The 25,690-nt window shown below is 43.8% G+C and carries 30 protein-coding genes; 12 read left to right on the top strand and 18 right to left on the bottom strand.

Going from position 1 to position 25,690, the window contains the following annotated elements; all coding sequences use genetic code 11:
* Window positions 1-64 precede the first annotated feature (64 nt).
* Window positions 65-1,822, bottom strand: coding sequence for a GspE/PulE family protein (locus FTU86_RS00220; protein ID WP_180048423.1), 1,758 nt, complete (start codon window positions 1,820-1,822; stop codon window positions 65-67).
* Window positions 1,823-2,013: 191 nt separating this feature from the next.
* On the opposite strand from FTU86_RS00220, the gene FTU86_RS00225 reads away from it, so the two are divergent.
* Together FTU86_RS00225 and FTU86_RS00230 are read left to right on the top strand one after the other, a co-directional pair.
* A complete protein-coding gene (locus FTU86_RS00225; RefSeq protein ID WP_168414883.1) occupies window positions 2,014-3,279 on the top strand; it encodes an MgtC/SapB family protein in 1,266 nt (421 codons plus the stop codon).
* A 129-nt stretch (window positions 3,280-3,408) separates the two neighbouring features.
* Window positions 3,409-4,437 carry a hypothetical protein gene (locus FTU86_RS00230; protein ID WP_180048422.1) on the top strand — a complete coding sequence of 343 codons (1,029 nt, stop codon included), beginning with the start codon at window positions 3,409-3,411 and terminating at the stop codon, window positions 4,435-4,437.
* A 102-nt stretch (window positions 4,438-4,539) separates the two neighbouring features.
* Here FTU86_RS00230 and tsaA read toward each other — a convergent pair whose 3' ends face one another.
* Window positions 4,540-5,250 carry a tRNA (N6-threonylcarbamoyladenosine(37)-N6)-methyltransferase TrmO gene (gene tsaA, locus FTU86_RS00235; protein ID WP_180048421.1) on the bottom strand — a complete coding sequence of 237 codons (711 nt, stop codon included), beginning with the start codon at window positions 5,248-5,250 and terminating at the stop codon, window positions 4,540-4,542.
* A gap of 105 nt (window positions 5,251-5,355) precedes the next feature.
* Here tsaA and FTU86_RS00240 point away from each other — a divergent pair, with 105 nt between their 5' ends.
* Window positions 5,356-6,135, top strand: a complete 780-nt coding sequence (locus FTU86_RS00240; protein ID WP_005179053.1) for a ferredoxin--NADP reductase — start codon at window positions 5,356-5,358, stop codon at window positions 6,133-6,135.
* 55 nt (window positions 6,136-6,190) lie between these two features.
* Here FTU86_RS00240 and FTU86_RS00245 read toward each other — a convergent pair whose 3' ends face one another.
* The 3 genes from FTU86_RS00245 to FTU86_RS00255 form a co-directional block, all read right to left on the bottom strand.
* Complete coding sequence (locus FTU86_RS00245; protein ID WP_016659181.1) at window positions 6,191-6,376, bottom strand: hypothetical protein; 186 nt, start codon at window positions 6,374-6,376, stop codon at window positions 6,191-6,193.
* A 21-nt stretch (window positions 6,377-6,397) separates the two neighbouring features.
* Complete coding sequence (locus FTU86_RS00250; protein WP_016659182.1) at window positions 6,398-6,652, bottom strand: hypothetical protein; 255 nt, start codon at window positions 6,650-6,652, stop codon at window positions 6,398-6,400.
* Window positions 6,653-6,871: 219 nt separating this feature from the next.
* Window positions 6,872-7,492, bottom strand: coding sequence for a cation transporter (locus tag FTU86_RS00255; protein WP_016659183.1), 621 nt, complete (start codon window positions 7,490-7,492; stop codon window positions 6,872-6,874).
* 74 nt (window positions 7,493-7,566) lie between these two features.
* Between FTU86_RS00255 and FTU86_RS00260 the strand changes: the two genes are divergently transcribed.
* Window positions 7,567-7,992 (top strand): MerR family DNA-binding protein, encoded by a 426-nt coding sequence (locus tag FTU86_RS00260; protein ID WP_045794845.1) that lies wholly within the window; start codon window positions 7,567-7,569, stop codon window positions 7,990-7,992.
* Here FTU86_RS00260 and arsH read toward each other — a convergent pair.
* The 4 genes from arsH to FTU86_RS00280 are packed head-to-tail and all read right to left on the bottom strand — an operon-like array spanning window position 7,973 to window position 10,525.
* Window positions 7,973-8,677, bottom strand: coding sequence for an arsenical resistance protein ArsH (gene arsH, locus FTU86_RS00265; RefSeq protein WP_180048436.1), 705 nt, complete (start codon window positions 8,675-8,677; stop codon window positions 7,973-7,975). The two genes, FTU86_RS00260 and arsH, sit on opposite strands and share 20 nt — an antisense overlap.
* Window positions 8,677-9,726 carry an ACR3 family arsenite efflux transporter gene (arsB, locus tag FTU86_RS00270; RefSeq protein WP_160241168.1) on the bottom strand — a complete coding sequence of 350 codons (1,050 nt, stop codon included), beginning with the start codon at window positions 9,724-9,726 and terminating at the stop codon, window positions 8,677-8,679. The genes arsH and arsB overlap by 1 nt, the downstream gene beginning before the upstream one ends.
* Window positions 9,727-9,729: 3 nt before the next feature.
* Window positions 9,730-10,203, bottom strand: coding sequence for an arsenate reductase ArsC (locus FTU86_RS00275; RefSeq protein ID WP_016659186.1), 474 nt, complete (start codon window positions 10,201-10,203; stop codon window positions 9,730-9,732).
* Between the two features lie 4 nt (window positions 10,204-10,207).
* On the bottom strand, window positions 10,208-10,525 hold the full coding sequence (locus FTU86_RS00280) for a metalloregulator ArsR/SmtB family transcription factor (RefSeq protein ID WP_005179068.1): 318 nt from the start codon (window positions 10,523-10,525) through the stop codon (window positions 10,208-10,210).
* 84 nt (window positions 10,526-10,609) lie between these two features.
* Here FTU86_RS00280 and arsC point away from each other — a divergent pair, with 84 nt between their 5' ends.
* The 3 genes from arsC (at window position 10,610) to FTU86_RS00295 (ending at window position 12,832) form a co-directional block, all read left to right on the top strand.
* The gene (arsC, locus tag FTU86_RS00285; protein WP_016659187.1) at window positions 10,610-11,038 is read left to right on the top strand and encodes an arsenate reductase (glutaredoxin); all 429 of its coding nucleotides are present in this window, start codon (window positions 10,610-10,612) and stop codon (window positions 11,036-11,038) included.
* A 144-nt stretch (window positions 11,039-11,182) separates the two neighbouring features.
* Window positions 11,183-12,574: a tRNA 5-hydroxyuridine modification protein YegQ gene (gene yegQ / locus FTU86_RS00290; RefSeq protein WP_180048420.1), complete on the top strand. Its 1,392-nt coding sequence runs from the start codon at window positions 11,183-11,185 to the stop codon at window positions 12,572-12,574.
* 3 nt (window positions 12,575-12,577) lie between these two features.
* A complete protein-coding gene (locus FTU86_RS00295; protein ID WP_168407484.1) occupies window positions 12,578-12,832 on the top strand; it encodes a YfhL family 4Fe-4S dicluster ferredoxin in 255 nt (84 codons plus the stop codon).
* Between the two features lie 136 nt (window positions 12,833-12,968).
* Here the strand turns inward: FTU86_RS00295 and ahpF are convergent, their stop codons facing one another.
* From ahpF to FTU86_RS00330, 7 genes are all read right to left on the bottom strand, one after another.
* The gene (gene ahpF, locus FTU86_RS00300) at window positions 12,969-14,534 is read right to left on the bottom strand and encodes an alkyl hydroperoxide reductase subunit F (protein ID WP_075166909.1); all 1,566 of its coding nucleotides are present in this window, start codon (window positions 14,532-14,534) and stop codon (window positions 12,969-12,971) included.
* A 200-nt stretch (window positions 14,535-14,734) separates the two neighbouring features.
* Window positions 14,735-15,649: a hypothetical protein gene (locus tag FTU86_RS00305; RefSeq protein WP_180048419.1), complete on the bottom strand. Its 915-nt coding sequence runs from the start codon at window positions 15,647-15,649 to the stop codon at window positions 14,735-14,737.
* 43 nt (window positions 15,650-15,692) lie between these two features.
* On the bottom strand, window positions 15,693-16,826 hold the full coding sequence (locus FTU86_RS00310) for a toxic anion resistance protein (RefSeq protein ID WP_180048418.1): 1,134 nt from the start codon (window positions 16,824-16,826) through the stop codon (window positions 15,693-15,695).
* A 20-nt stretch (window positions 16,827-16,846) separates the two neighbouring features.
* On the bottom strand, window positions 16,847-17,635 hold the full coding sequence (locus FTU86_RS00315; protein ID WP_104510240.1) for a tellurium resistance protein: 789 nt from the start codon (window positions 17,633-17,635) through the stop codon (window positions 16,847-16,849).
* Between the two features lie 231 nt (window positions 17,636-17,866).
* Window positions 17,867-18,271 (bottom strand): nucleoside diphosphate kinase regulator, encoded by a 405-nt coding sequence (gene rnk, locus FTU86_RS00320; RefSeq protein WP_005179090.1) that lies wholly within the window; start codon window positions 18,269-18,271, stop codon window positions 17,867-17,869.
* Between the two features lie 163 nt (window positions 18,272-18,434).
* Window positions 18,435-19,688, bottom strand: a complete 1,254-nt coding sequence (glyA, locus tag FTU86_RS00325) for a serine hydroxymethyltransferase (protein ID WP_005179092.1) — start codon at window positions 19,686-19,688, stop codon at window positions 18,435-18,437.
* A 175-nt stretch (window positions 19,689-19,863) separates the two neighbouring features.
* The gene (locus tag FTU86_RS00330) at window positions 19,864-21,123 is read right to left on the bottom strand and encodes an alpha/beta fold hydrolase (RefSeq protein WP_180048417.1); all 1,260 of its coding nucleotides are present in this window, start codon (window positions 21,121-21,123) and stop codon (window positions 19,864-19,866) included.
* Between the two features lie 251 nt (window positions 21,124-21,374).
* Here FTU86_RS00330 and FTU86_RS00335 point away from each other — a divergent pair, with 251 nt between their 5' ends.
* From FTU86_RS00335 to FTU86_RS00350, 4 genes are all read left to right on the top strand, one after another.
* Window positions 21,375-22,073 carry a putative quorum-sensing-regulated virulence factor gene (locus FTU86_RS00335; protein ID WP_168394210.1) on the top strand — a complete coding sequence of 233 codons (699 nt, stop codon included), beginning with the start codon at window positions 21,375-21,377 and terminating at the stop codon, window positions 22,071-22,073.
* A gap of 86 nt (window positions 22,074-22,159) precedes the next feature.
* Window positions 22,160-22,855 carry a hypothetical protein gene (locus FTU86_RS00340; protein WP_180048416.1) on the top strand — a complete coding sequence of 232 codons (696 nt, stop codon included), beginning with the start codon at window positions 22,160-22,162 and terminating at the stop codon, window positions 22,853-22,855.
* Between the two features lie 216 nt (window positions 22,856-23,071).
* Complete coding sequence (locus tag FTU86_RS00345; RefSeq protein ID WP_005179098.1) at window positions 23,072-23,422, top strand: hypothetical protein; 351 nt, start codon at window positions 23,072-23,074, stop codon at window positions 23,420-23,422.
* Window positions 23,423-23,554: 132 nt separating this feature from the next.
* Complete coding sequence (locus FTU86_RS00350) at window positions 23,555-23,845, top strand: hypothetical protein (protein ID WP_005179099.1); 291 nt, start codon at window positions 23,555-23,557, stop codon at window positions 23,843-23,845.
* 42 nt (window positions 23,846-23,887) lie between these two features.
* Here FTU86_RS00350 and FTU86_RS00355 read toward each other — a convergent pair whose 3' ends face one another.
* Entirely contained in the window at window positions 23,888-24,106 is a 219-nt protein-coding gene (locus FTU86_RS00355) for a hypothetical protein (protein WP_005179101.1), read from the bottom strand.
* A gap of 660 nt (window positions 24,107-24,766) precedes the next feature.
* Here FTU86_RS00355 and FTU86_RS00360 point away from each other — a divergent pair.
* Entirely contained in the window at window positions 24,767-24,949 is a 183-nt protein-coding gene (locus FTU86_RS00360) for a hypothetical protein (RefSeq protein WP_005179103.1), read from the top strand.
* Between the two features lie 100 nt (window positions 24,950-25,049).
* Here FTU86_RS00360 and FTU86_RS00365 read toward each other — a convergent pair whose 3' ends face one another.
* Window positions 25,050-25,268 (bottom strand): hypothetical protein, encoded by a 219-nt coding sequence (locus tag FTU86_RS00365; protein WP_075166960.1) that lies wholly within the window; start codon window positions 25,266-25,268, stop codon window positions 25,050-25,052.
* Window positions 25,269-25,690 lie beyond the last annotated feature (422 nt).

Here is a 25,690-nt window from a genome sequence, read left to right on the forward strand (position 1 = left end):
CAAAGCAAGATGAGCTGAATCTTAAGATTTCCTCATATTCAAAAATTTTTCACTTTTTGGGGTTTTAGTTTAACGGCACCACCCGCAGTACTTCTTCTAAGGTGGTAATACCGGCCATGACTTTACGCGCCCCGGCAATCCGCAGCGGCTCGATGCCTTCTTTTTTGGCCTGCTGGCGTAACTGGGTCAGATCAGCATTGGCACCAATCAGCTGTTTGGTGTCCAGACTCAGCGGCATAAACTCATAAATCCCGATCCGGCCTTTATAACCGGTCTGACGGCAGGCTTCACAGCCCACCGGCTTATAGACTTTTTCCGGCATCTCCATGACATAGTCAAACGTCAGATGTTCCCATTCATTGGCATTAATCATGCCTTCCTGTTTGCAATGCGGACACAGCTTGCGCACCAGACGCTGCGCCAATACCCCCAGAATGGTGGCCGCAGTTAAAAAAGGCTGCACACCTAAATCATGCAAACGGGTCAGACTGGACGGCGCATCATTGGTATGCAAGGTCGATAACACCAGGTGACCGGTTAATGCCGCCTGAATGGCCATATTGGCCGTATCCTGATCACGAATCTCCCCAACCATAATAATATCCGGGTCCTGACGCATCAGCGCGCGTACACCATCGGCAAAGCCCAGCTCAATGCCCTGATTGACCTGCATCTGGTTAAAGCTCGGCTCAATCATTTCAATCGGATCTTCAATGGTACAGACATTGACTTCATCGGTGGCCAGCTGCTTCAGTGATGAATACAGCGTGGTGGTTTTACCCGAACCGGTCGGCCCGGTGACCAGAATAATGCCATGACTATGACCGGTCAGACTTTGCCAGCCCTGTAACAGACGTTCTTCAAAACCAAGCTGCTGGAAACTGCGTACCAGCACTTCCGGGTCAAAAATACGCATCACCAGTTTTTCACCAAAGGCTGTCGGTAAAGTGGAGAGACGCAATTCGGTTTCCTGCCCTTTGGGAGTACGGGTTTTTAAACGGCCATCTTGGGGTTTGCGTTTTTCTGCCACATTCATGCGGCCGAGAATTTTAATCCGTGAAATGACCGCAGTTAAGGTATTGGCCGGCATGTTATAAATGGTATGCAGTACGCCATCAATCCGGAAACGGATTTTCCCCTTGTCTTTACGTGGTTCCAGATGAATATCACTGGCACCCTGTTCAAAGGCAAACTGCAGCACCCAGTCCACCAGTTTAACAATATGCTGGTCATTGGCATCGGGGTTTTGGGTATCGCCCAGCTGTAATAAGGCTTCGACGCCTTTATTTTCACGGTCATGTGCCGCAGCTTTTTGTGAACCGCTGACCGCACGACTGACCTGATAATATTCCACCAGATAGCGCTGTAACTGCTCTGGACTCAGCAGCACGCGCTGGATTTTACGCGGCAATAAACTGTGTTCTAAATTGGCGACCCAGTCGGTCATAAACGGCTGATCGGTGGCAATGAACACCGCATCGGGCTGAATCTCTACTGCCAGAATTTTATTGCGCAGGGCAAATTCCTGAGACATCACCGCGGTTAAAGCAGCCACATCGGCCTTTAACGGATCAATAATATAAAATGGTAAGCCTGCTTTATCAGCCAGCCACTGGCATAAACGGTTGAGCGTTAAAGTGGTTTGAGGATGGCTTTGATCGACCAAATTAAAGTTTGCAATCCATTGCAACGGATGCCATTTCAGCTGCTCACGCTGGCGATGCGTGGTCTGTACCAGCATTTTATCGCGTTCGCTGATCCGGCCATCTTTTAATAATTGCTCTAAACACCAGGTGGTATCAATTTCAAAATTAAAATTCATTGTTTTTGTTCCCCCAACATCAGCACACTATAGCAGAGTTTATTTTTCCCGCCTGCCTTTGCCACTGGAAAATCTGATGCAGATACGCATCAAGCTCAGCTCCTGCAAATTAAACATACAGTTCCGCATAGCAATCTTCACAGAATCAATTATATGATGGAGACGTCGCCCCACTGCCGCGGGATATAAAGATGGAATTTTTAACTGCCCCTTCAATCTTGAGTACCTCTTTTCAGGAGCTGATGACTATGCTTGCAGCCGCACTTGGCTGTGGCCTGTTAATTGGTCTGGAACGTGAACGCAGCAAGCACAATGAAGCCAACCATCATTTTGCCGGGGTGCGCACCTTTGCCGTGTGTGCCTTGCTCGGTGCGATCTGCTTTTTGCTAGGGCCAGTTTTTGGTATTGTCGGGGCCGTGATTATTGGCGGAGTTGGGCTGTTTTCGCTTAAAAATCAGGTTGAAGACCCGGGTGCGACCACCGAATTGGCCTTTATCATGACCTATTTTATTGGGGCGATTTGTCTGTGGAATATTCCTCTGGCTGCAGGACTAGCAGTTCTGATCACGATAATTTTAATGGCCAAACACTCTATGCATAATATTGCCGGACAGTGGATTACTGAGGCTGAATTTAGGGATGGATTACTATTATTAGCCTTGATTCTGATTGGTTTACCGCTAACCCCTGACCGGCCTTTATGGGGTGAAGTGCTGAACCCTTATCTGATTTTAAAATTAGTAACTCTGATTCTGGTAGTTCAAGCTTTGGCACATATCGCTAAACGTTTCTTCTCGACTAAAAATGCCTTGATATTGTCTTCAATTGCCTCGGGTTTTGTTTCCAGTACAGCCACTATTGCTCAATTAGGGATACAGGTGCGCAAAGGTGAAATGGATGCAAAATCCAATGCTGGTGCTGCCCTGATGTCCTGCATTTCGACATTAGTTCTATTGTTTATTGTAGTGGGAGGCGTTTCCTGGGATTGGCTAAAAATTCTGCTCCTACCTTCATTGGTGGCTATGCTTATTCTGGCTGCATGTGCATTTGTATTATTACATAAAGCTGAACCTGCTAAAAATCAGGAGTCTCCAGAATCTTCTGATAGTAAAATGTTTAGTCTCAAAGAAGCTGTGATTATCGCTGCTGCATTAACCCTGATTCAGGCTGGAGTTTACGGTCTGGAAATATTACTGGGCAATGCTGGTCTTCTTGCTGGTACTTTATTTGCATCCTTATTTGAAATTCATGCCGCAATGGCAAGCGTGGTCATTCAAGGAGATCCATCCAATACCCGGCTGATCTATGCCCTGCTTTTGGGGCTGGGCGCACATGCTGTAGCCAAGTCAGTCAATGCTGCTGTAACAGGTGGTTTCAAATTTTCCCTGTACTTTGCGCCAGTACAGATTTTGCATATGGCGGTGTTGATTGGTATTTTGTGGTGGATGGTATTTTGATTGTTAAGTATATTTAAATAGTTAATTTTTATATATTTTGCAAATTTAATTTTTATATTTATTCGCTATAATTAGTCTGCTTTATTTTAAAAAACAATTTTATTACTACGATTTTTTATAGGGATTTTTATGAAATTTAAGAATTTATCACTCGCAATTTTTAGTGCATTCATGCTAAGTGCTTGTGGTGGGGGCTCCTCTTCTTCTGATTCAAACCCTGGAACTGGAACTGGAACTGGAACTGGAACTGGAACTGGAACTGGAACTGGAAATACTACCCTTACAAAACCTGACTTCCAACAATGGTCATCATTCTATATTGATGAATATTCCGACTCGGATCTAAATTATGAAATTGAACAGCTAACCTTTGATCAAGGGAATGTCTATATTAAAGTTGATGAGACAACAGGCTGGGATGAAAGTGAAACTTTCTATCTAACTGAAAATGGATTATATGATCACGGTTCTACACATGCGACCTATGGCAAATTGCAAGGGACTATTACGGCTAATGCAACCACTTGGAAGCAAGTTCCATATTCTCCAATTAATTCCACAGGATTAAGCAGTACACTTACATTCAAGGTCTTTGATATTAGTGGTAAAAATATTGCTCAAATCCTCAGTCCAGAGCATTATATCAATTTAAAATATAATTTACTCGATACCTACCCTATGGGAGAAAAAGGGGAAGATTTTTATCGAGCACTTTCTAATTCAACCTTCCCTACCGGATCTACTTGTATTCAATTCCAAACTATTGATAACTCACAAAAATATATTGAGTTATATAAATATTCACTTGAAGATTATGTACAAGATTATTTGAAACTTGAATGGGCTGATATTTCAAAAGACAATAAATATGCCAAACATACTTTTAAGGATGCTATAGCATATCTAGATCTTAGAGAAGATCAGCAATGGGGATTAGCTGAATATAAGAGCAAATATTATGAAGTTGATTATCATCCAGCTGGAGAAGAATACAATATCAAAAATATTTTAACTGCATCTAAAGCACTGGTTAATTCAGCATCTGCTCAGGACAAACCAGCTCTACAGGAATATGCAACTTTACAAGAAAATGCATGCACTTTATTTAATAATACTGCATCTGAAGAATTAAGAAAGCAAATTAAAAAATACTCGTAACAACTTGATATAAAGTACTTCGAGTGCTGTATCTTAATATTAAATAGGAACTCCAATTTAGTTGAGGTTCCTATTTTTAAATCAGTATTTCATTTTAAAAATTCAAAAAATTAACTGATCGACTACGATATCAGCTAAAGTAACTTTAAATTTCACATCCAAGTCCGCAAACTTCATTCCATAAACCCGGTTCTCATCATCCTGATATGCCGGCCTAGGATCGAGAGATAAAACGGCTTCAAGTTCTTCTAGCAATTGAGCAGATATTTTTCCTTTTTCTAATAATAATTTTTTTTGCTGTTCAGCGTCCTTACTCCAAATCACGGGCTTACGTGATGGTTCGTCCTGAGCATAACCGCTTTGCGCATCAATCACTGAATCCGAATATTGAATATAAGGTTTAATATCTACAATCGGAGTACCATCTAATAAATCACTGCCATTCACATATACACGTATCGATTTCCCTACTTTTCTAACTTCTTTAAGCTTTACCACAGATAAACCAATGGGTGCAGGACGGTACATACTACGTGTCGCAAACACCCCGATTTTCTGGTTTCCGCCTAAACGGGGTGGACGAACCTGCGGACGAAATTGCTGGCTCCGCTGATTTTTATTGTCATGAAACTGCCAGACTAACCAGAGATGACTAAACTCTTCGATGCCTTCAAATGCGAGTAAATCATTATATGGACCGGTCATTTCAATATAGCTTTCAACCTGTACCAAATTAGGCTGACGCGGGATGCCAAACTTTTCTTTATAAGGAGATTTCATAATCCCGATAATGGGCAAGGTCAGATCAGTCATAATCACTTTTTTTGATAAGCTCAATTAAATATATTCAGTTTATCGAGTATGAATTTAGATTAGAATAGCAACCTGTTCTAATTTGATAATTTATTGAGACCTTTAATGGCTGCTTTTAACGTCGAAAAGATTACTCACGTCCACCACTGGAATGACACTTTATTCTCTTTTAAAACGACTCGTGACACTGCACTGCGTTTTAAAAACGGTCAATTTGTAATGATCGGTCTTGAAGTGAATGGTAAGCCTTTGATGCGTGCATATTCGATTGCAAGTGCCAACTATGAAGAAGAGCTGGAATTCTTCTCGATTAAAGTGCCAGATGGTCCATTAACCTCGATTTTGCAAAAAGTTAAAGTGGGCGATGAACTGCTGGTTTCTCGCAAACCAACCGGAACTCTGGTACTCGATGACTTAAATCCGGGTAAAAACTTATACCTGCTGTCTTCAGGTACCGGTCTTGCACCGTTCCTGTCGGTGATTCGTGATCCGGAAACCTATGAACGTTTTGAAAAAATCATTGTTGTTCATGGTACACGTTATATTTCTGAACTGGCGTATCAGGACCTGATTCTGAACGAAATTCCAAACCACGAATTCTTCTCGGAACTGGGCGCGAAAGAAAAACTGGTTTATTATCCAACGGTAACACGTGAAGATTTCCATACTCAAGGTCGTGTCACCACTGCAATTGAATCTGGTCAATTGTTCGAGAAAATCGGTTTACCACGTTTTAACCCGGAAACTGACCGCGCGATGCTGTGTGGTAGCCCAGCCTTCCTGGATGATGTTGCTGCGCTGCTTGATCAACACGGCTTAAAAGAATCACCACGTATGGGCGTTTTAGGCGATTACGTGATTGAACGTGCATTCGTGGAAAAATAAGCTTTTCCAGAACTAAAAAAACCGGTCAGATTGACCGGTTTTTTATTTCTCTAATTTAGCGAGTGCTACGCCCTTCCTGATTAGCATGCCCTTCACAGTGAGCACCACCGCCAATAACAAAACCTGTTTGTGCTTCACATGAACCGATCATACGGCCATTTGAATCATAGGTCGTCACTTTTGAGGCACAACCTGTCATTAAAATAGCAGCAGTTAGCGTGATTAAATTAAAAAATTTCATGATATTACCCCTCTAAAAAAATTAATCGTGTTGCAATGTAATCTGGTTGGACTTCGGCACAGACGGTAATAGACCGGTGTGTTCATCAATTTTGGAATAATCTACGCCCTGTAAATTTGCCCCACCATAACAAACGGCTTTTGCACCTAAAATAAAACCTTGTGTCGCCACACAGGAACCGATCAAATTTCCTGCGGTATCATAGGTCATAACTTTAGAACTACATCCCGCCAATGCCACGAGGCTGACGATAGAAAACAATTTAATTAGTTTCATTAAACCCTCAATTCACAAATACTAAAAACTCAGTAAATAATTTGAATTATCTTTTAAATACATAAATTTATGCTTCATTCTAATAATATGTTAACTTTTGTAAATAGCTTTTTGCATCAAGATGAAATTTTCTTTTTTGAATACAAATCTGTCATGGATCAACAAAAAAGCGATCAACGCCTAAAATTACTCGCGTTGATCGCTTCAGTTATACTCCTATTAAGCGGAGGTGGTCGCACTCATCTGTCTCTCCGCCCAGGCTTTTTTAATCACCTGATAACCCGCAGTTAAACCCAGCCCCGCCATAATCACCGCGACAATAATATCCGGCAATAAACTGCCCGTTCCAAATACACCGACCGCAGCCAGAATCACCGCAACATTGCCAATCGCATCGTTACGGCTACACAGCCAGACCGATTTCATATTGGAATCGCCATCACGAAAGCGATACAGAATCACGGCTGCCACTACGTTGGCCACTAAGGCCAGTCCACCAATTACCCCCATGGTAATCGCTTCCGGGGGAATGCCCTGCATATAGTTATAGACCGTTTTGGCCAACACCAGACAGCCAAACGTGGCCATGGTAATGCCTTTTAATAAAGCCACAGTGGCACGCCAGTACAGACTCATCCCTAGCACGGCCAGTGAAATGGCATAGTTGGCGGCATCGCCAAAGAAATCCAGCGCATCGGCCCAGAGTGCTGCCGAATGGGCATACATCCCGCCAAACAGTTCCACCACAAACATCAGCAAATTAATAATCAGGGCAATCCAGAGTGCAGTACGAAAACGGCCATCGGGTTTGACCGGTGCAGGCTGACATTGACAGGCCATAAAGCCTCCTGTTGCATTTTTCTATGACTGTATTATGCTCATTAGAAACTATGGTCTAACTCCAAGGTCAAGTCATGGCACATTATCTGATTCGGGATTTGGTCAAAAAAACCGGTCTGAGTGCAGACACGGTGCGTTTTTATGAAAAGAAAGCGCTCATCCAACCCACCTTAAGGGCCGAAAATAATTATCGTTATTATGATGATGACACCTTAAAACGGCTAATTTTTATTAAACGTTGCCGCGCACTGGATTTATCCTTAAAGGAAATTGAAAACCTGATTGCACTGGAACAGCAGCCCGATCAGGACTGTCAGGCGGTAAATGAACTGCTCGATCATCATTTAGTACAGATCGAAAGCAAAATTGCCGAGTTACAGCATTTTCAGCTGCAACTGCAGCAATTACGGCAGTCTTGCAATGCCCGAACCACTATCGACCATTGCCAGATTTTAAAACAGCTAGAGGCCGATGAAACGCCTAAATCGACTTCTGATTAACCCGTTTCGACAGTTCCGCAGCCGATTCCTTGCGCTCGGAATAACGGTTGGTCAGATAGCTGGCCTGCCCACGAGTCAATAAAGTGAACTTGTACAGCTCTTCCATGACATCGACAATCCGGTCATATAAGGAAGAGGGTTGCATACGTCCAACTTCATCAAACTCCAAAAAGGCTTTCGGAATTGACGATTGGTTCGGGATGGTGATCATCCGCATCCAGCGCCCTAAAATACGCATCTGATTCACCGCATTAAAGGACTGCGAACCACCACTGACCTGCATCAGCGCCAGAGTTTTACCTTGGGTCGCACGAATGGCACCGGCAGCTAAAGGAATCCAGTCAATCTGTGCTTTCAGAATGGAACTCATGGCACCATGACGTTCCGGGCTGCACCAGACCATACCTTCTGCCCAGGCCAGCAATTCATGCAATTCCTGAACTTTAGGATGTGAAGCATCGCCATCTTCCGGTAACGGTAAACCTTTGGGATGGAAAATTTTAACTTCGGCACCGAAGTGCTCCAGAATCCGGCCAGCTTCCATCACCGCCAAACGGCTATAGGAACGTTCGCGGTTTGAACCATAGAGCAATAAAATTCGCGGCGGATGCGGCAATGCTTTGGCCTGAACCTGCTCAAAACTCGGCTGTTCAATTAAGTCTACATCAAGATTGGGAAGTGACATCATCCACCTGTTCCATCATAAAATTTACGTTTCAGCCACAGCGAGACACTCACCAGGGCAATTAACACAGGCACTTCCACCAGCGGGCCAATAATGGTGGTAAATGCCACCGGTGAGGCCAGACCAAAGGTTGCAATCGCCACCGCCAAAGCCAGTTCAAAATTATTGCCGGCCGCGGTAAAAGAAATGGCCGTGGTACGTGGATAGTCATTGCCCATCCACTTGCTCATCAAGAAGCTGACAAAGAACATCAATACAAAATAGATGGTCAATGGAATGGCAATGCGCAGTACATCCATAGGTAACCCAACCACATCGGCCCCTTTCAGGCTAAACATGGCGACAATGGTAAACAGCAGCGCCAGCAGGCTAAGTGGACTGATTTTGGGAATAAAACGCTGCTGATACCAGTCCAGTCCTTTGTTTTTCACCAGAATCAGCCGGGTCAGAAAGCCCAGCAAAAATGGAATGCCCAGATAGACCAATACCGCATGAGTAATGGTCCAGAAACTGACATCAATCACCTGACCGGCCACACCAAAATAAGGCGGTAACACGCTTAAGAACAACCAGGCATAGGTACTGAAAAACAGAATCTGGAAAATACTGTTAAAGGCCACCAGGGCAGCGACATACTGGTTATCGCCACAGGCCAGATCATTCCAGACCAGTACCATGGCAATACAGCGCGCCAGTCCAATCAGAATCAGGCCAGTCATATATTCCGGATAATGCTGCAGGAAAATCAGTGCCAGTGCGAACATCAAACACGGTGCAATCAGCCAGTTTTGTACCAGCGACAACAGCAGCGTGCGTTTATCCTGAAAAATCTGCGGTAAAGCGGCATAGTCCACTTTGGCCAGCGGTGGATACATCATCAGAATCAGGCCAATGGCAATTGGTAAATTGACATTGCCCATACTCATCTGGTCCAGACTGCTCGACACCTGCGGGAAATACACCCCAATGCCAATTCCGAGTGCCATGGCAATAAAAATCCACAGCGTCAGATTGCGGTCTAAAAAGGAAAGTTTGCGGGTGCTGGCCATGACTTACTCGATATGGGAAATATTGTTGATGGCAGCAATCAGTTCGGGACGGGTCATCTGCTCAGGCTGTAACGCAAACAGTGCATCCAGACGCTTGTTGATATGCGCGACTGTTTCTAAAAAGGCCTGCAACTTGGCTGCTTCCGGCAAATCCAGATGCGATGGATCGGCAAGTCCCCAATGCGCTTTAATCGCGCCGCCCAAATACAAAGGACAGGCTTCTTGGGCAGCCGCATCACATACGGTAATCACCACATCGGGCTGATACTGCTCACAGTCATCAATACTTTTACTGGAGAGCCCTTCAGTCGACAGGCCCAGATTTTCCAGCGTCTTTAACGTCAGAGGATGGACACGACCGGTCGGTTTGCTGCCGGCGCTATAGGCTGTCCAGCCTTCTGGAGCACGACTGTTAAATAACACTTCAGATAAAATGCTGCGGCAGCTATTTCCGGTACATAAGAAGAGGAATTTCATGGTTTTACTCACAATAACTTGAAAGCGTTGCTGTCAGCGAATTCATCGGACTGACATCTTGCTCCGCGATAATATTCAGCACACTCACTGCCCACTCGGGTAAATCTGGATTCAGGCGGTAATACACCCACTGCCCCTGACGCTGGTCCAGTAAAACCGATAAATTTCTCAGCAAAGCCAAATGACGGGAAATTTTAGGTTGGCTTAAATTTAATGCCTCGGTCAGCTCGCAGACACAAATATTCTGTTTGGCCAGCACCAGTTTCAAAATATCCAGACGGGTCGGATCGGACAGGCATTTAAAAAAATCAGTTTGATTCATACAGCTTCCCCATATTTATACTTGCGAATATACGTATATCCATATATAAAAGCAATATCCCTCTTTTACCTGAGTTTTAGCACTATGGCGGCTCCAATTAAAATCTTTCACAATCCTGACTGCGGCACTTCGCGCAACACTTTGGCCTTAATCCGTAATACCGGACAAGAACCTGAAATTATTGAATACTTAAAAAATCCACCAACAGCCGAAGTGCTGGCTGACATGATTCAGCAGGCCGGTTTAAGTGTACACGAGGCGATCCGTCAAAATGTAACGCCGTATGAAACCCTGCAACTGGCTGAGCGTGATCTGAGCGATGCAGAACTGATTGCTTTGATGGTACAACATCCACTGCTGATTAACCGTCCTTTTGTGGTGACTGAACGCGGCGTTAAACTGTGCCGACCTTCTGAACTGGTACTGGATTTACTGACCCAGCCGCAGCTCAAGGCCTTCCGTAAAGAAGATGGAGAACTGGTAATTAATGAACACGGTCAGCGTGTCAATTAACTCATTTTCCTCTCACCTGCTGCCGCTCATCTCTCAGCGCTAGCAGGCTGAGTGCCTGATAATCCCGAGTTTTTTACTAGGTTGAATCGAAAAATTTTATCCCTACAATAAAGCCACAATTTTTTTACGCCTTTTTGATTGATCATGCATCTTCATTCCGTTACCGAACTTCTCTCTCCTGCCGGTTCTTTAAAAAATATGCGCTATGCCTTTGCCTATGGAGCAGATGCCGTGTATGCCGGGCAGCCGCGTTATAGTTTGCGTGTCCGGAATAACGAGTTTGATCATGACAATCTGGCCATCGGCATTCAAGAAGCACATGAATTAGGCAAAAAATTCTATGTGGTGGTCAACATCCAGCCGCATAACTCCAAACTGAAAAACTTTATCCGTGATCTTGAGCCAGTCGTGGCCATGCAGCCTGATGCGCTAATCATGTCCGATCCGGGCCTGATCATGATGGTGCGTGAACACTTCCCGCACATGGACATCCACCTGTCGGTACAGGCCAATGCGGTCAACTGGGCTACGGTCAAGTTCTGGAAAAATATGGGCCTGACCCGGGTGATTCTGTCGCGCGAACTGTCCATTGAGGAAATTGAAGAAATCAAAACCCAAGTTCCCGATATGGAAATTGAGGTGTTTGTACATGGTGCCCTGTGCATGGCCTATTCGGGACGCTGCATGCTATCAGGCTATATGAACAAACGCGATGCCAACCAGGGTGCCTGCACCAATGCCTGCCGCTGGGAATACAAAGTGCTGGATGCCGCCGAGGATGAAACCGGTGATGTAATTCCGGTAAAAAATCTGGACGCAGGCTGTTGCTCGCAAGATGCCGATGCGCTCCACATGCAAGCCCAGCACCAGTTTAATGAACCAGTGCTGCTGCAACGCAATGAAGAAGATATGTTTGCCGCCGAAGAAGATGAGCACGGCACCTACTTCATGAACTCCAAAGATTTGCGTGCGGTACAACACGTAGAACGTCTGACCAAAATTGGCGTACATTCACTGAAAATTGAAGGCCGCACCAAATCCTATTTTTACTGCGCCCGTACCGCGCAAATTTACCGTAAAGCGATTGATGATGCTTTAGCCGGCAAACCGTTCGATCCATCCTTGATGACCCAGCTCGAAGGTCTGGCCAATCGCGGTTATACCGAAGGTTTCCTGCGCCGCCATGTGCATAGCGAATATCAAAACTATGAAAATGGTTCATCCAGTTTTGATCATCAGCAATTCTGCGGCGAAGTGCTGGAGCGCAATGGCGACTACATTAAAATTGATGTCAAAAACCGTTTTGTCGTGGGTGATTCTTTAGAACTGATGACCACAAAAGGGAATATCAGCTTTATCCTCACCGAAATCAAAGACAAAAAAGGCAATTCAATTGAGGAAGCCAAAGGCTCTGGTCATATTGTGGAAATTCCGGTCCCGGCTGATGTCGATATGCGCTATGCCCTGCTGATCCGTAATTTACCGAACTCCACTGCTGATATTTCAGCATCATCCTTGGCCTATCAGGCAGGTTAACTCATGGCGCTGCTGATTACCGATAAATGCATCAATTGTGATATGTGCCTGCCAGAATGTCCGAATGATGCCATTTATGAAGGCGACAAAATCTACGAGATTGATGTCAGCCGCTGCACCGAGTGCGTTGGTTTTTATGATCATCAAACCTGTGTTGCGGTATGCCCGATTGAATGTATTGTGCCGCATCCTGAACACCGGGAAAGCCCGGAAGAACTGACTGAGAAGTTCAAGCACTTAAACTTGCTTCACCCTTAAAACTGGGGTACAACAAAAAAAGGAACTGAGCTGTTAGCGATCTCAGTTCCTGTAAAAAAAACAATAACTATTTTTTGATATTTTACCGCATATAGGGCCTGGGTATTGGGGAACTCAGGCCCTATTCTAATTCTGCTTACTGTCCTGAACGGATGATGTAATCAAAGGCAGACAACGATGCTTTCGCGCCTTCACCTGTGGCAATAATGATCTGCTTGTACGGCACTGTAGTACAGTCACCGGCAGCAAATACACCTTTGACATTGGTTTCGTTGCGATCGTTAATCACAATCTCGCCACGGTTGCTCAGCTCAACTTGGGTGTCTTTCAAGAAGTCGGTATTTGGCAATAAACCGATCTGTACAAAGATCCCTGCCAGTTCAACCGTATGCTCTTCGTCTGTTGCACGGTCTTTATATTTCAGCGCTGTCACTTGTGAACCATCACCGACCACTTCTGTTGAAAGTGCATTTTTGATGACAGTGGTGTTGGGCAAGCTGTTCAGTTTATCTTGCAATACCTGGTCCGCACGTAATTTGGTATCAAATTCCACCAGTGTCACATGCTCAACAATACCGGCCAAGTCAATCGCCGCTTCTACACCCGAGTTACCCCCACCAATGACTGCAACACGTTTGCCTTTGAATAAAGGACCATCACAGTGCGGGCAATACGCCACACCACGGGTACGGTATTCTGCTTCACCCGGAACGTTCATCTCTCTCCAGCGTGCACCGGTTGAAAGCACCACAGTTTTCGATTCCAGCTTGGCACCGTTTTCCAAGGTCACTTCAACTAAACCGTTGGCTGTTTCATCTGCACCTTTAATGTCAGATACACGTTGCAGGTTCATGATGTCGACGCCGTATTCACGTACGTGTGCTTCCATTTCAGCGGCAAATTTTGGACCTTGGGTTTTCTTGATTGAAGTGAAGTTTTCAATGTCCATGGTGTCCATCACCTGACCGCCAAAACGTTCCGCCACGATACCGGTGTTAATGCCTTTACGTGCTGCATAAATCGCTGCAGTGTTTCCAGCAGGACCACCACCAATCACCAGTACATCAAAGGCCGCTTTGGCATTTAACTTTTCAGCTTCTTTGGCTGCAGAGTTGGTGTCTAATTTGGCAATGATTTCTTCCAGTGTCATACGACCCTGACCGATGTGGTTACCGTCCTGGAATACCATCGGTACCGCCATGATTTTGCGTTCTTCCACTTCATCCTGGAAGAATGCACCATCAATCATGGTGGCAGTAGTGCCGGGGTTGTAAATCGCAATCAGGTTCAATGCCTGCACCACATCTGGACAGTTGTGACAGCTTAACGATACAAACACATCAAAGTCCGATTGGATGCCCAAGTCTTTAATAGAAGCTAATACTTCATCAGACACTTTTGGTGCATAACCTGAAGTTTGTAACAATGCCAGAATCAAAGAAGTGAATTCATGACCCATTGGCAAGCCTGCGAAGAATACACGTGGCTGTTCACCGGCTTTGGCGACACCAAAGCTTGGTGCACGTTTGTTGTTACCATCGAAGCGTGCAGTCACCTGATCAGACAGGGCGGCAATTTCAGTTACCAGTTCTTTGATTTTGTCTGATTTGTCAGAGCTATCTAAAGTAGCCACTAATTCGATTGGACCTTCAAGGCGTTCTAATAAGGCTTTTAATTGGGCTGTAGTATTTTGATCTAACATTGCTAACGTCTCCTAAGGAGTCAAATTTTTCAATACCGCTATCATAGGCCAAATTTAAAAATAGATAAAACAGTTTGTTTTTATATTAATGATCGCTTTTACAAATCATTATCTTTTATGGATAGATCAATCTAAATTGTAACAACGCGATAAAAATCATCTACCAGAAAAAGACTCCCACAGGAGCCTCATCATCAGCATTAAAAAATCCGCTGCTCAATTCTTAATGCTCGCTTTTTAAAACTCTGTGCCAACACAAAGAAAATCAGGCTGAAAATGGCCGACACAATCGCCGCTGCAATCACCAGAATCTGTACAAACTGGCTTAAACGCTCGGCTTGAATCACCTGTTTATTCACGCTTTCTGCCATTGGGGTCAGGGTTTTGCCATAGACCTGTTGCTGCATTGACCAGAGCTGTTCCGGTTTAAAGCCATATTGAATAAAGTCCGGATTCTGCTGCTCTGCTTTGACCAGATTTAACACATGCGGAATGGCTGCGGCTTTATCCGGTGGTTGATGCAACAAAGCGGTTTGCGCCAGCAAATAGGATTTGACGGGTGTATCCAGCGGTGCATCTGCCAGATAACGCGCCAGCTCACTTTCTGCCAGCTGTTTGTCATAATAGACAATTTTTTGCTGCGCATCATAATCATCATTTTTCAGGTCATATTGCAGATAGGTCAGACCTGACCACAGCACGATAAAGGCAATTAGCCAGCCGACAAACTTCAGGATAAAGGACTGAAAGCGCACATAGAAAAAGCGGATTTTCTTGAGAAAATGCACCACAAAAAAGGCGCCAATAAACGACAGCAATAATTTCAGAAACAGCCAGCCAAACCAGGACAACAGCCCCAGAAAATAATCCGGTTGCTGCTCTAAAATCGCCAGGTTTGCATCAACACTTAAGGGAATGTGCAGCTGTTCAACCTGCGTGGTCAGGCCAAAAAAGCCATAGACAAAATCTTGCTGTACAAAAAAAGCAATAATGGAGGCAATAAACACCGTGCTGGAAGTAATACCCAGCACCATCAGATTGCGCTGACGCTTTTTCAGCGCCAGCACACCGCTATTGATGTGCTCGGTCGGTACCGCATAATCATCTAAGGGCAATGTATTCTCCTTACGCTTGCAATACTCCCGAGCCAGCGTTTACTCAGGAAGGATTGGAACCGCTTGAACTTGATTCAAGCACCAGATGATTCAGGTTATCTTGCAGCACACGTAAACGCGTGGTTGCTTCAGCACGCTTTTGCATTCCCTCTTTTTGCACCTGAATCACATCATTGACTGTTTTAATGAGGGTGTTTTGCACATGTTCAAGCGTTTCAATATCAATCACTGAACGCTGGTTGGCTTTGGCGGTATCGACCGAGTTCTGATGCAGCAGGTCGGCATTACGGCGTAGCAGCTCATTGGTGGCATCATCAATACTGTTGGCCAGCTGCACACTGTTCTTTTGCTCACTTAAGGAAATTGCCAGACTAATCTGGTTTTTCCAGGCCGGTAAGGTAATGTTTTTAATCGCATAAAACTTGTCGACCAGCATCAGGTTATTGGACTGGATAATCCGGATCATCGGCAAGGTCTGCATGGCCGATTGCTGCAACACCTGTAAATCACTGACGCGTTTTTCCAGATTATTGGCCAGATGATTTAGATCATAAACTTTCTGGGTGGTACTCTGGTCCTGCTCCTGCGTGGTTAACTGGCCAATCTGCTGCTGAATTTCCTGCTGTTTGAGCTGACCAGCGGCAATATAAATCCCTAGCTGTTTATATTCTTCCTGCACGCCTTCAAACATTTTATCCAGGGTATCGACACGGGTTTTTAAGCCGTTTTGCGAGGTTTCAATTTCCTTGACCAGTACATCAATCTGTTCTTTGGTGCTGTTAAAGTGCTGGTCAAAATTCTGCTTGGCACCTTTAAACTTGCTGATCAGGCTGCCAAAAAAACCGGAGCTTTTCGATTTGTTGAGAATACTGCTGGTATTTAACTGCTGCGCCACCTGTACCACCTGATTCAGCTTTTGCCCGGTCGCATCCAGATCTTTATTCTGCACCAGATGAAGCAGTTCATCAGTATAAGTCGAAGTTTTGGTGGCAATATTTTTCCCATATTCCGCCACCGAATTATGGCTTAAGTCGGCCAGTTCTTTACGCGCGGCCATGACCTCATTGAAATCGGATGGCTGCAAGCCAATTTCCTGTAAATTGAGTGCCTGGAATTTCTGCTGATTTTCTTCGGTTGTGGCTTCTACCACGGCATTTACCTGTTCAGGATGGGTCATACGTCACCTTATATTTGATTCTATTTAGAGCTGTTTTCGAGTGATTTTTTTAGCGTTTTAATCAGATTTTCCCGACTATTATCAAGCTTTTCCAGCTCACTTGTCGAGCTGCTTTGCTGACTTTGTTTGACATGATATTGCCAGGCCGGAATCAGCACCTGCTGCGCCTCCTTAAACCGGTCCAACAAGGTAAATGACAGCTGCTGGCTCAGCTGCATCTGGGTAATGGCAATATCATTACTTGCCTGCAGTGTGCGCAGTGTATTTATTTTTTTAGATAATCGTTCCGAGAAGTTATCTAAAGGATGTTGATGTTTCACAAAACTTGGATATTCAGTCAAAAATTCTTCAGCGGCGACAATATGCTGCGCCATCTGCTCTCTTAAGCCACGTAACTGCTGAAAACGCGCTTGAGATTTCTGAATTTCGATCTGTAATTTCTGGCTTAAATGATTGGCCTGATCGAGTAAGCGGTCCAGCTTTTTATAATATTCCACCTGACTGGAACCATATTCCAGATCAATCCCCAGCCATTTTTGCAGCGCATTAAATTTGCGTTTTTTCAGATATTTTTTGGAATCTGCCAGCATGCGGATCAATTCTTCAATGGTTTGACTGAGCTGCTGGGTCATGTGCGGATCAATCCCGTTTAACAGCACTGCCTGCGACTGAATGAGGGCATCGGCATAATGATTTAATTTGTACTGGTCACTTAATACCGGCACCAGCTCATGACGCTTGATCGAGAGAATGGTATCCCGGTTCAGCTCCAGCTCTGTTAATGGTTCTAACACATCTATTTGCGGCATAACATCATCAGCTTGATCAAATCATTTTTTATACTAAGACTTTTATATAAAGCAAGCTGTAGCTTTTTGCAAATGCAGTAAAAGCGGAATATTTAAAATTAACAATATTTTACTGATCAATGACAGAGAGTGAATCCTCTCCTTTTCGCGCATACTTATCAAATTTTTAAGCCAAACTGCAAAGACACAAAAGCCCTCAACTGAGGGCTTTAATTTTTCACGCAGCGGAGATTATAAATAATCACCTTCACGTTCCGGCTGATACAACACTTTATCAATACGGACTTTCATAATATGGCCATCTGGTTGTGGCCATTCAATTTCCTGCCCTTCAGCCAGACCCAAAATGGCAGCTCCCACCGGCGCCAAAACATTGACCTGGCCTTTATCACCACGGAAGTCATGCGGATACACCAAAGTAATTTCGGTCGGTTCCGGGAAAGGTGCGATGGTCACCAGCACACGCGCATTCATGGTCACCACATTGCTTGGCACATCTTGCGGTGCAACCACTTCGGCACGCGCCAGCTCATCTTCCAGATGTTCCATGGTCGGGGTAAGTTTAGACTGATGTTCAAGCATGGTTTCTAAACGGTGCAAGTCTTGTTCAGACAAAATAATTGTCGGTTTATCCATTCTTTGTTCCTTTATCATTATCAGCCAAAAATAAAAATAATTGATCTATTTCACAAGTGCTATGCAACTGTTATAGCAGAATTTAATCCGGCTGAATAATTGCAATTTTTTTTAGCACCTATAAAAAAAGCTCCCTTGAGGGAGCTTTTTCTCAAGTGCGGGCTTATTTCGCGTAAACCGGGAATTTCGCGCAAACAGCTTCAACTTTTGCTTTGACATCAGCAATTACAGCTTCATCCCCTTTGCTGTCCAGGATGTCAGCGATCCAGCCAGCCAGTTCACGTACTTCAGCTTCGCCGAAACCACGTGTGGTTACTGCTGGTGTACCAATACGGATACCAGAAGTGACGAATGGAGAACGTGGATCGTTTGGTACAGAGTTTTTGTTCACAGTGATGTGAGCAGCACCTAACCAAGCATCCGCATCTTTACCGGTGATGTCCTGTTTAATTAAAGATAACAGGAACAAGTGGTTTTTCGTACCGCCAGATACCACATCGTAACCGCGTTCGATTAACACTTCAGCCATCGCTTGTGCGTTTTTCACCACTTGTTGTTGATAGGCTTTGTATTCAGGCGCCATTGCTTCTTTAAAGCAGATTGCTTTTGCAGCAATCGCGTGAACCAGTGGACCACCCTGGTTGCCTGGGAATACTGCTGATTGCAGTTTTTTCTCGATTTCTTCGTTAGCTTTAGCCAGGATTAAACCAGAACGTGGACCACGTAGTGTTTTATGGGTAGTGGTCGTAGTAACGTCAGCAATTTGTACCGGGTTCGGGTAAACCCCTGCAGCAACCAGACCAGCCACGTGTGCCATATCCACAAACAGGTAAGCACCTACTTTGTCTGCGATGTCACGGAAACGCTGCCAATCTACGATTTGGCTGTATGCAGAGAAACCAGCAACGATCATGCGTGGTTTATGTTCTAAAGCCAGACGTTCAACTTCTTCATAGTCGATTTCGCCAGTTTCAGGGTTTAAACCGTACTGAACCGCGTTATATGTTTTACCAGAGAAGCTAACTTTTGCACCGTGAGTCAAGTGACCACCGTGAGCCAGGCTCATACCCAAAACTGTGTCGCCCGGGTTCAGTAATGCTAAGTAAACTGCAGAGTTTGCTTGAGAACCTGCGTGCGGCTGAACGTTAGCATAGTCAGCACCAAAGAGTTCTTTAGCACGGTCAATAGCCAATTGTTCAATAACGTCTACATATTCACAACCGCCGTAATAGCGTTTGCCTGGGTAGCCTTCTGCATATTTATTGGTCAGTTTTGAACCTTGAGCTTCCATTACTGCAGGTGAGCAATAGTTTTCTGAAGCGATTAGCTCAATATGCGCTTCTTGACGCGCATCTTCATTAGAGATTGCTTGAGCTAAATCTGGATCAAAGTCAGCAATAGAGATATTGGCAAACATTAGCGAGGTCCTATTCATGTAGGGCTTTTAAGCCGTGCTAAGATTGGCGCATATTGTAACATGAACTTTATATTTTTTACCCATCAACTTTAATCAGTTTTGCATAAAAATAGCCCATGTTTTTATAAAAACATGAGCTATATCATTAATTCTATCTTTACCGGAATTGAAAAAATTATTGGGTAGGCATGATCGATTTCACATCTGCCACAATCTCATCCCAATTATCGACATATACAGAGCCATGATCCCATTTCTGATCTATAGGTAAATCCTGATCGGTGACATAATGAATTCTGGTTCCCTGCTGGCGTGCAGACTGCACCAGAAAATCAGTGACCTGTTTTGGAATGGTCGGGTCGGCAGAGCCTTGATAAATAAACACAGGCGTTGAAATCTTAACAGTTAATGGCTGTGATGCCTGGGTCAGGAAATCTTTAATTTCAGGAACCGTAGTCATAAAGTCGGTCTGAGTACGTGGATAAGCGGCCAAGTTGCCATAGGTTTGTGCATACTTCACCATTTCTCCACCAAATGCTGCGCCAAGATCGGCATTACACAGCGACTCGGCTTCTGCCGCGAGCAGGTCTGTCGGGTTCTTGAACACTTCAGAGTATTGCAGGGTTGGATGACTATTTCTAAGACCTGCCGTAATTAATGCAGTGAAAGTATCTAATGGAGCCAGAATCTGTATTTTTTTGCTCAGATCCGGTTCTACTGCTGCCTGCTGTTCTCCACCGCTAAGAATCATGCTCAGGGAAGATGCCGGCGCTATGGCTACCGCACCTTTATAATTTAATTGCGCCCGGGATGCATATTGCGCCGCACCTAAAGCCGCCTGTCCACCTTGGGAATGACCGACCACGGTCCAGCGTGTTTCAGTGCTATTGTTGAAATGTTGATGTGCCGCCACAACCGCATCGGTAATGGAATAAGCCTGACTTTTTAAATTCAAGAACGGATGCAGCTCTTGTCCACTCGGTTCGCCCAGCCCTTCATAATCTGGAGCGACCACAGCATAACCTTCAGCCAGCAGGCGGGCAATAAAATATTCATTGCCTTTCAGGCCCTGACGGCTTGGTGCACAAATATCGGCGACACCCGTAGTGCCATGTGCCCAGACCACAATGGGCCATCCACCAGCCGGTTTAGGCTGATTAGGCTCAAACAGCAAGGCCGTAGCTTGTGTTTCCTGCCCATTCACCCCCAACATTTTATACGTCATCAAGGTTTGTGAAGCACTAACCGACTGTAAGACCATATTCGCATTTGAATCCTGGTCTAAATATAGTTCAGCTTTTACTACCGGCTGGCTAATATTATGCTTCGGAATACCATCATCAATGATGACTGCGCTGTTGTCATTATCATCATTACATGCCGTTAAAAATAAACTGCTGCTGGCCAACGCCACGCTAAGCCATATTTTTCTCATCTGATTATCCTTATACAGGTATTATTCTAAAGTTGCGTCCTTCGCAATTTTCACTTTTACGCTGTTTGCTGCGCTCAGGCAATATCAGTGCAATTAATATATAAGTGTATTGTATTAAAATAGAGTCACTTATCTTTAAAATAGATAAGCTGAACGGCCCACAAATGCCGATTATTCGCCCGACAGCCCTGTAACTTTCAACATGATAGTGTTAGATTGCTTTTTAAATCCCTTAACAAGCGAATGAGCACATGCACGCGATTATTCTCGACACTGAAACTCATACCCTGAATGGTTATCCGATCGAAGTTGCCTATGCGCCCATTCAATTACAACAGGGCAAAATCAGCCTGGATAAATCGCAAATTTTTGACCAGTTTTATCAGGTCGATGAACCGATTTCCTATGCTGCGATGGCCGTGCATCATATTCTGGAATCCGACCTGATTGATCAGCCGCATTACACCAGCTTCTGCCTACCTAAAGAAACGGTATATATCATTGGTCACAATATTGATTATGACATTCGCGCCATTCAAAAATGCGGTGTTGATACTTCTCATATTAAGGCGATTTGTACCCTTGCTCTGGCGCGTCTGGTCTGGCCAGATGTTGAAGCACACAACATTTCTGCCTTAATTTACATGATCAGCAAAGGCAGCGAAAAAGCCCGCGATATGATTAAAAAAGCGCACCGGGCCGATATGGATATTATTTTGACCGCCAATATCCTGATGCATATTGTGCATCATCTGCAAATTGACAGTATTGAAGCCTTATATGCTGCATCTGAAGACGCCCGTATTCCACGTGTCATGAGTTTTGGTAAGCATCGCGGTACGGCCATTGCCGATTTACCAAATGATTATATCCAATGGTTACTGCGTCAGGATGAACTTGACCCTTATTTAAGAAAAGCCCTTGAGAACACCAACATCGTCACACTCTAAGCCCAACAATGTCATAAACACTTCATATTAGTGTAATTTTCATTCTTTATAGTCAGCCTTAATTTATTTGGGGAATAAATTAAGGCATGATTCATTATCATAAAACACAGTTGGGCATTGACGCCCTGCAACAACGCCAGCTGCAATTGAATGCACGTCAACGCCGTCTTCTGGTGCTAATTGGAACCGAAGATTTCGAGCAATTGGGCGACCAGTTTAAACAGCGTATTGCTACGCCAGAATTAATTGAACAATTGCTGGAGATGGGTTTAATCAGCTCTGCTGCGACCGAGCCAGCCGAAGCAGAAGTTTTGGTGCCAGCTCAAGCCGAACCGCAAAGTGAAGCAGCCTCTACCCTACGTTCAGAAATTAAAACCACCTTAAATACGCCGGTACCAAAACTGGTGGAAAAATGGGTCGAACATATTATTGCCCCGTCTTCAGCGGCCAAAGTGGCTGAAGCTGAACCCGCTCAGATTGCTCCAGAAATTCCGGCCCTGGAAATTGAAGTACCGCCAGAAGTGGAGCCAGAGCCAGAACCGCTGGTTACCTTGAGCTTTGAAGACACCAAGCAATTAATGGCCAGCTTGTTGCAGCGTTATTGTGGTCTAATGGCCAAACAGCTTATTCTCCGCATTCAGGCTGCACCGGATATTCGTAGCCTGAAACTGTGTCAAATGCAGTGGATTACCGAATTACAGGAATCGCGTTTGCCACCAAAAGAACTGAACCATGCTTTACAGCAAATTAACTTTTCGCTGCAGAGCCTGCAAAGTGCCTGAAGATTCATATAATTTTGCTTTGCTTTAAGTCTTTTTTCATCTAAGAATTTTCTTTATATGCGCTAAAAACCTTTATAAATAGCGGTTATTGTTCAGCTTTTAGAAAAATAATTAAAAATAAGCAATCCTTTCTTAAAACACTAAGACTTAAGACCAATAGTGAGATTGGCCACAGCACGGCATAACAACAGCTCTGTATTCTGTTGGGAATGAAGCATGTCTGCCCTGCACTACCTGCAATTTGAACCCTTTGATAATCCGATGCAACTCAGCAAAGTTGGTAACTGGGTCATCACCTTTTTAAGTCCTAAAGACGAACTCAAGCAGATTCAGCTGGCCATTACCCATGTCATTCCACGTCAGGTTTCCGCACAGTTACAGCCCCGCCGTATCATCATTCACAACACCGAACATGAACAGCGCTGGCTGATTCAGGCGATTGAATGCTTCGACAGCACTCGCAATCAGGAAATCATCCTGAACGCCACAGATGAAACCGCCCAACAGATGCTGCGCAATATTTTGCAGGAGTTCCATAAATACGATGTTGATGTCGGCCTGATTTAAAGCGGTTAGAGTGAAATCATCACCTGTTTTGAAGTCCTTGAAGATCAAGCATCGCTTTTTACAACTTTATGCATGCAAAATGGGCACAAGTCTTTTAGAATCAGGTCACTTATAAATAAAGAGTAAAGACGTATGAGTCGGCATATCCCTAAGTCTGCGAACCTCACCGCCTTAACCATTTCTCATTTTTATCCGAGCTTGGATCAATGTTTGCATGCCTTGTTTCATTATCATCAAGGCCCACAATTAACGCTTAAAAATGATCCGGTATCTTCGCAGCATGTCTGTGTACAACAACGTACACAAGGTCGTTTGAAAAAAGAAATCCGCTTAAATAAAACAGAAGTTGAGCAGGCCAATAAAAATCGTCTGGCGCTTTATCAACTGTTGGCGCATGTGCTGAATCAGTTTGAAACCGCTTAGGCCAGCTTAAAACAAGAAACTTAGCAAATGCTAAGTTTCTTTCTATTCAATAATTTTATAAATATTATTGCTCTTCTGGCTTTCAAAAAATAATTCAATACTTGGCAGGATAATTTCATCCTCGACAATAATATGGTCAATTTTCTTAAATAACGGCAATTCAGCTGTTTTGGCATTTTCAGCAATCTGACGCAGCTGTGCTTTGGCATCATAACGATGCTGATACTGATCTTCTACTTTAATATCAATTAATTGGCTCATGGTTATTTCCTCTTATCATTGGTTTTCTTGAAGACAATTTGTTATAGCATAGCTGATTCAAGTTTGACTAAACAGAGTTGTTAATTTGTTTGACAATGTTAATTCTATGCTTTATTAGGTCAGTATAATTAAAAATAAGTGATTGATTTTTATGGTTTAACATTTTATCCGATTTTTCTTATTCTTAACAATTTGCTCAATGTGACGCTCAATTCATCGTTATTTTAAGCAAGAAAAAGCTCGCATTGCTGCGAGCTTTTTTATGTTGGAAGGCTAGTGCTAGATCTATTGTTTGAACCGGAGTTACAAACTCAACAAGCTGTCATTGATCCGTCCAACTACATCGTAGCGTCTTTGTTTTGCGACCTACTGTAGGTTCAATATAGTCCCCTTCGGCTTGGATTGGCAAGCCTTCTAACATTTCTCAGCATTTGTATAGCAAAAAGACTATTGAACAAAACTTAATCAGGCTTATTATATTTCTGTCGTGAAATTCAGCCTTATTTTTCTCAGCGCATCTGCTCTCATTTTCACCCTGCTCTATCGCTAGATTGATAGCAAATAATCGCCGGCAACAGAATGAAACATAAGTCTTTTTCTAAATTCTGCGTTATCCGTTATAGTGGACTTGAGACATTAAATTAAAAAGAGGAATTGAAGATGCAAAAATTTATTATTCTGTTTGCATTCTGCCTGTTTGCAGTTTTAGGTCTAGGTTTTATCGTGTATCAATTCTTGAGCAACATGCCAAGCGTCGAGTACTGGATTATGCTGTTAATTCCAGCCTTCGCAGTTCCTATTTTAACGGCCCTGATTGTGTATCAGGAACCGAATCATCCATAATGAATAAGCTAGATACGACTCATTGATCCCCTATTTATCAAAAGGACGCTCAATTCAGCGTCCTTTTTCTGTGATTATTTTTCTTGGATTATGTCTAGCTTTACTTGAGTTGCACCGGATCTTCGCTGGTCGATTCAATGATGTAATCAATATTTTCAACCAGGTCTTTATTAAACAGCCTGACTTTTGCCCGCGCATTCGCATATTCAAAAAACAGCCCCTCTGCAATCGCTTTTTCACGCGATTCTGTCATACCAATTTCATGGTCATTCGGCACAAAATAGACTTCTTCAGGAATTAATTTAACGATATAACCCATTGTTCTGACTCTTATGGTGTTTTAATAATTTACCCTGCGACATTTATAGGCTGAAAAATCGCTTCCGGCTATGGCGAATTCATCCGACAGTTATGCTTATTTTTGATATGCCATCTCAATGCCAGTCATATAAAGAAAAAATATTTTAAAATCATATAGATTATTTAAATTTAGGTGCTTCTATATTTCACTAAACTGATCTGATGTAGTGACGAGATTTTTCTGATTAAACAGATTTTTTATTCAGCCTTTCTGTCCTCATGTAAAGCTTAAAGCGGATGTTTCTGTTTTGCCGGTGATGAGGCTGTAAAAACCTAAAAGTGATATTTTTTAATCAGAACAAAGATAAAAATACAAAGAAAATGCAGTCCTATGACTACTTTTTAACCACAGATAGAAAGGCAAACCAATAAGCATTGCCC

The sequence above is a fragment of the Acinetobacter sp. YH12155 genome (assembly GCF_013418255.1).
GTDB classification, from domain to species: Bacteria; Pseudomonadota; Gammaproteobacteria; order Pseudomonadales; family Moraxellaceae; genus Acinetobacter; species Acinetobacter indicus.

Excerpts from the sequence above, each read along its gene's own strand:
- FTU86_RS00220 (WP_180048423.1), bottom strand. The coding sequence starts at position 1,822 with ATGAATTTTAATTTTGAAATTGATACCACCTGGTGTTTAGAGCAATTA.
- FTU86_RS00225 (WP_168414883.1), top strand. The coding sequence starts at position 2,014 with ATGGAATTTTTAACTGCCCCTTCAATCTTGAGTACCTCTTTTCAGGAG.
- FTU86_RS00230 (WP_180048422.1), top strand. The coding sequence starts at position 3,409 with ATGAAATTTAAGAATTTATCACTCGCAATTTTTAGTGCATTCATGCTA.
- tsaA (WP_180048421.1), bottom strand. The coding sequence starts at position 5,250 with ATGACTGATCTGACCTTGCCCATTATCGGGATTATGAAATCTCCTTAT.
- FTU86_RS00240 (WP_005179053.1), top strand. The coding sequence starts at position 5,356 with ATGGCTGCTTTTAACGTCGAAAAGATTACTCACGTCCACCACTGGAAT.
- FTU86_RS00245 (WP_016659181.1), bottom strand. The coding sequence starts at position 6,376 with ATGAAATTTTTTAATTTAATCACGCTAACTGCTGCTATTTTAATGACA.
- FTU86_RS00250 (WP_016659182.1), bottom strand. The coding sequence starts at position 6,652 with ATGAAACTAATTAAATTGTTTTCTATCGTCAGCCTCGTGGCATTGGCG.
- FTU86_RS00255 (WP_016659183.1), bottom strand. The coding sequence starts at position 7,492 with ATGGCCTGTCAATGTCAGCCTGCACCGGTCAAACCCGATGGCCGTTTT.
- FTU86_RS00260 (WP_045794845.1), top strand. The coding sequence starts at position 7,567 with ATGGCACATTATCTGATTCGGGATTTGGTCAAAAAAACCGGTCTGAGT.
- arsH (WP_180048436.1), bottom strand. The coding sequence starts at position 8,677 with ATGTCACTTCCCAATCTTGATGTAGACTTAATTGAACAGCCGAGTTTT.
- arsB (WP_160241168.1), bottom strand. The coding sequence starts at position 9,726 with ATGGCCAGCACCCGCAAACTTTCCTTTTTAGACCGCAATCTGACGCTG.
- FTU86_RS00275 (WP_016659186.1), bottom strand. The coding sequence starts at position 10,203 with ATGAAATTCCTCTTCTTATGTACCGGAAATAGCTGCCGCAGCATTTTA.
- FTU86_RS00280 (WP_005179068.1), bottom strand. The coding sequence starts at position 10,525 with ATGAATCAAACTGATTTTTTTAAATGCCTGTCCGATCCGACCCGTCTG.
- arsC (WP_016659187.1), top strand. The coding sequence starts at position 10,610 with ATGGCGGCTCCAATTAAAATCTTTCACAATCCTGACTGCGGCACTTCG.
- yegQ (WP_180048420.1), top strand. The coding sequence starts at position 11,183 with ATGCATCTTCATTCCGTTACCGAACTTCTCTCTCCTGCCGGTTCTTTA.
- FTU86_RS00295 (WP_168407484.1), top strand. The coding sequence starts at position 12,578 with ATGGCGCTGCTGATTACCGATAAATGCATCAATTGTGATATGTGCCTG.
- ahpF (WP_075166909.1), bottom strand. The coding sequence starts at position 14,534 with ATGTTAGATCAAAATACTACAGCCCAATTAAAAGCCTTATTAGAACGC.
- FTU86_RS00310 (WP_180048418.1), bottom strand. The coding sequence starts at position 16,826 with ATGACCCATCCTGAACAGGTAAATGCCGTGGTAGAAGCCACAACCGAA.
- FTU86_RS00315 (WP_104510240.1), bottom strand. The coding sequence starts at position 17,635 with ATGCCGCAAATAGATGTGTTAGAACCATTAACAGAGCTGGAGCTGAAC.
- rnk (WP_005179090.1), bottom strand. The coding sequence starts at position 18,271 with ATGGATAAACCGACAATTATTTTGTCTGAACAAGACTTGCACCGTTTA.
- glyA (WP_005179092.1), bottom strand. The coding sequence starts at position 19,688 with ATGTTTGCCAATATCTCTATTGCTGACTTTGATCCAGATTTAGCTCAA.
- FTU86_RS00330 (WP_180048417.1), bottom strand. The coding sequence starts at position 21,123 with ATGAGAAAAATATGGCTTAGCGTGGCGTTGGCCAGCAGCAGTTTATTT.
- FTU86_RS00335 (WP_168394210.1), top strand. The coding sequence starts at position 21,375 with ATGCACGCGATTATTCTCGACACTGAAACTCATACCCTGAATGGTTAT.
- FTU86_RS00340 (WP_180048416.1), top strand. The coding sequence starts at position 22,160 with ATGATTCATTATCATAAAACACAGTTGGGCATTGACGCCCTGCAACAA.
- FTU86_RS00345 (WP_005179098.1), top strand. The coding sequence starts at position 23,072 with ATGTCTGCCCTGCACTACCTGCAATTTGAACCCTTTGATAATCCGATG.
- FTU86_RS00350 (WP_005179099.1), top strand. The coding sequence starts at position 23,555 with ATGAGTCGGCATATCCCTAAGTCTGCGAACCTCACCGCCTTAACCATT.
- FTU86_RS00355 (WP_005179101.1), bottom strand. The coding sequence starts at position 24,106 with ATGAGCCAATTAATTGATATTAAAGTAGAAGATCAGTATCAGCATCGT.
- FTU86_RS00360 (WP_005179103.1), top strand. The coding sequence starts at position 24,767 with ATGCAAAAATTTATTATTCTGTTTGCATTCTGCCTGTTTGCAGTTTTA.
- FTU86_RS00365 (WP_075166960.1), bottom strand. The coding sequence starts at position 25,268 with ATGGGTTATATCGTTAAATTAATTCCTGAAGAAGTCTATTTTGTGCCG.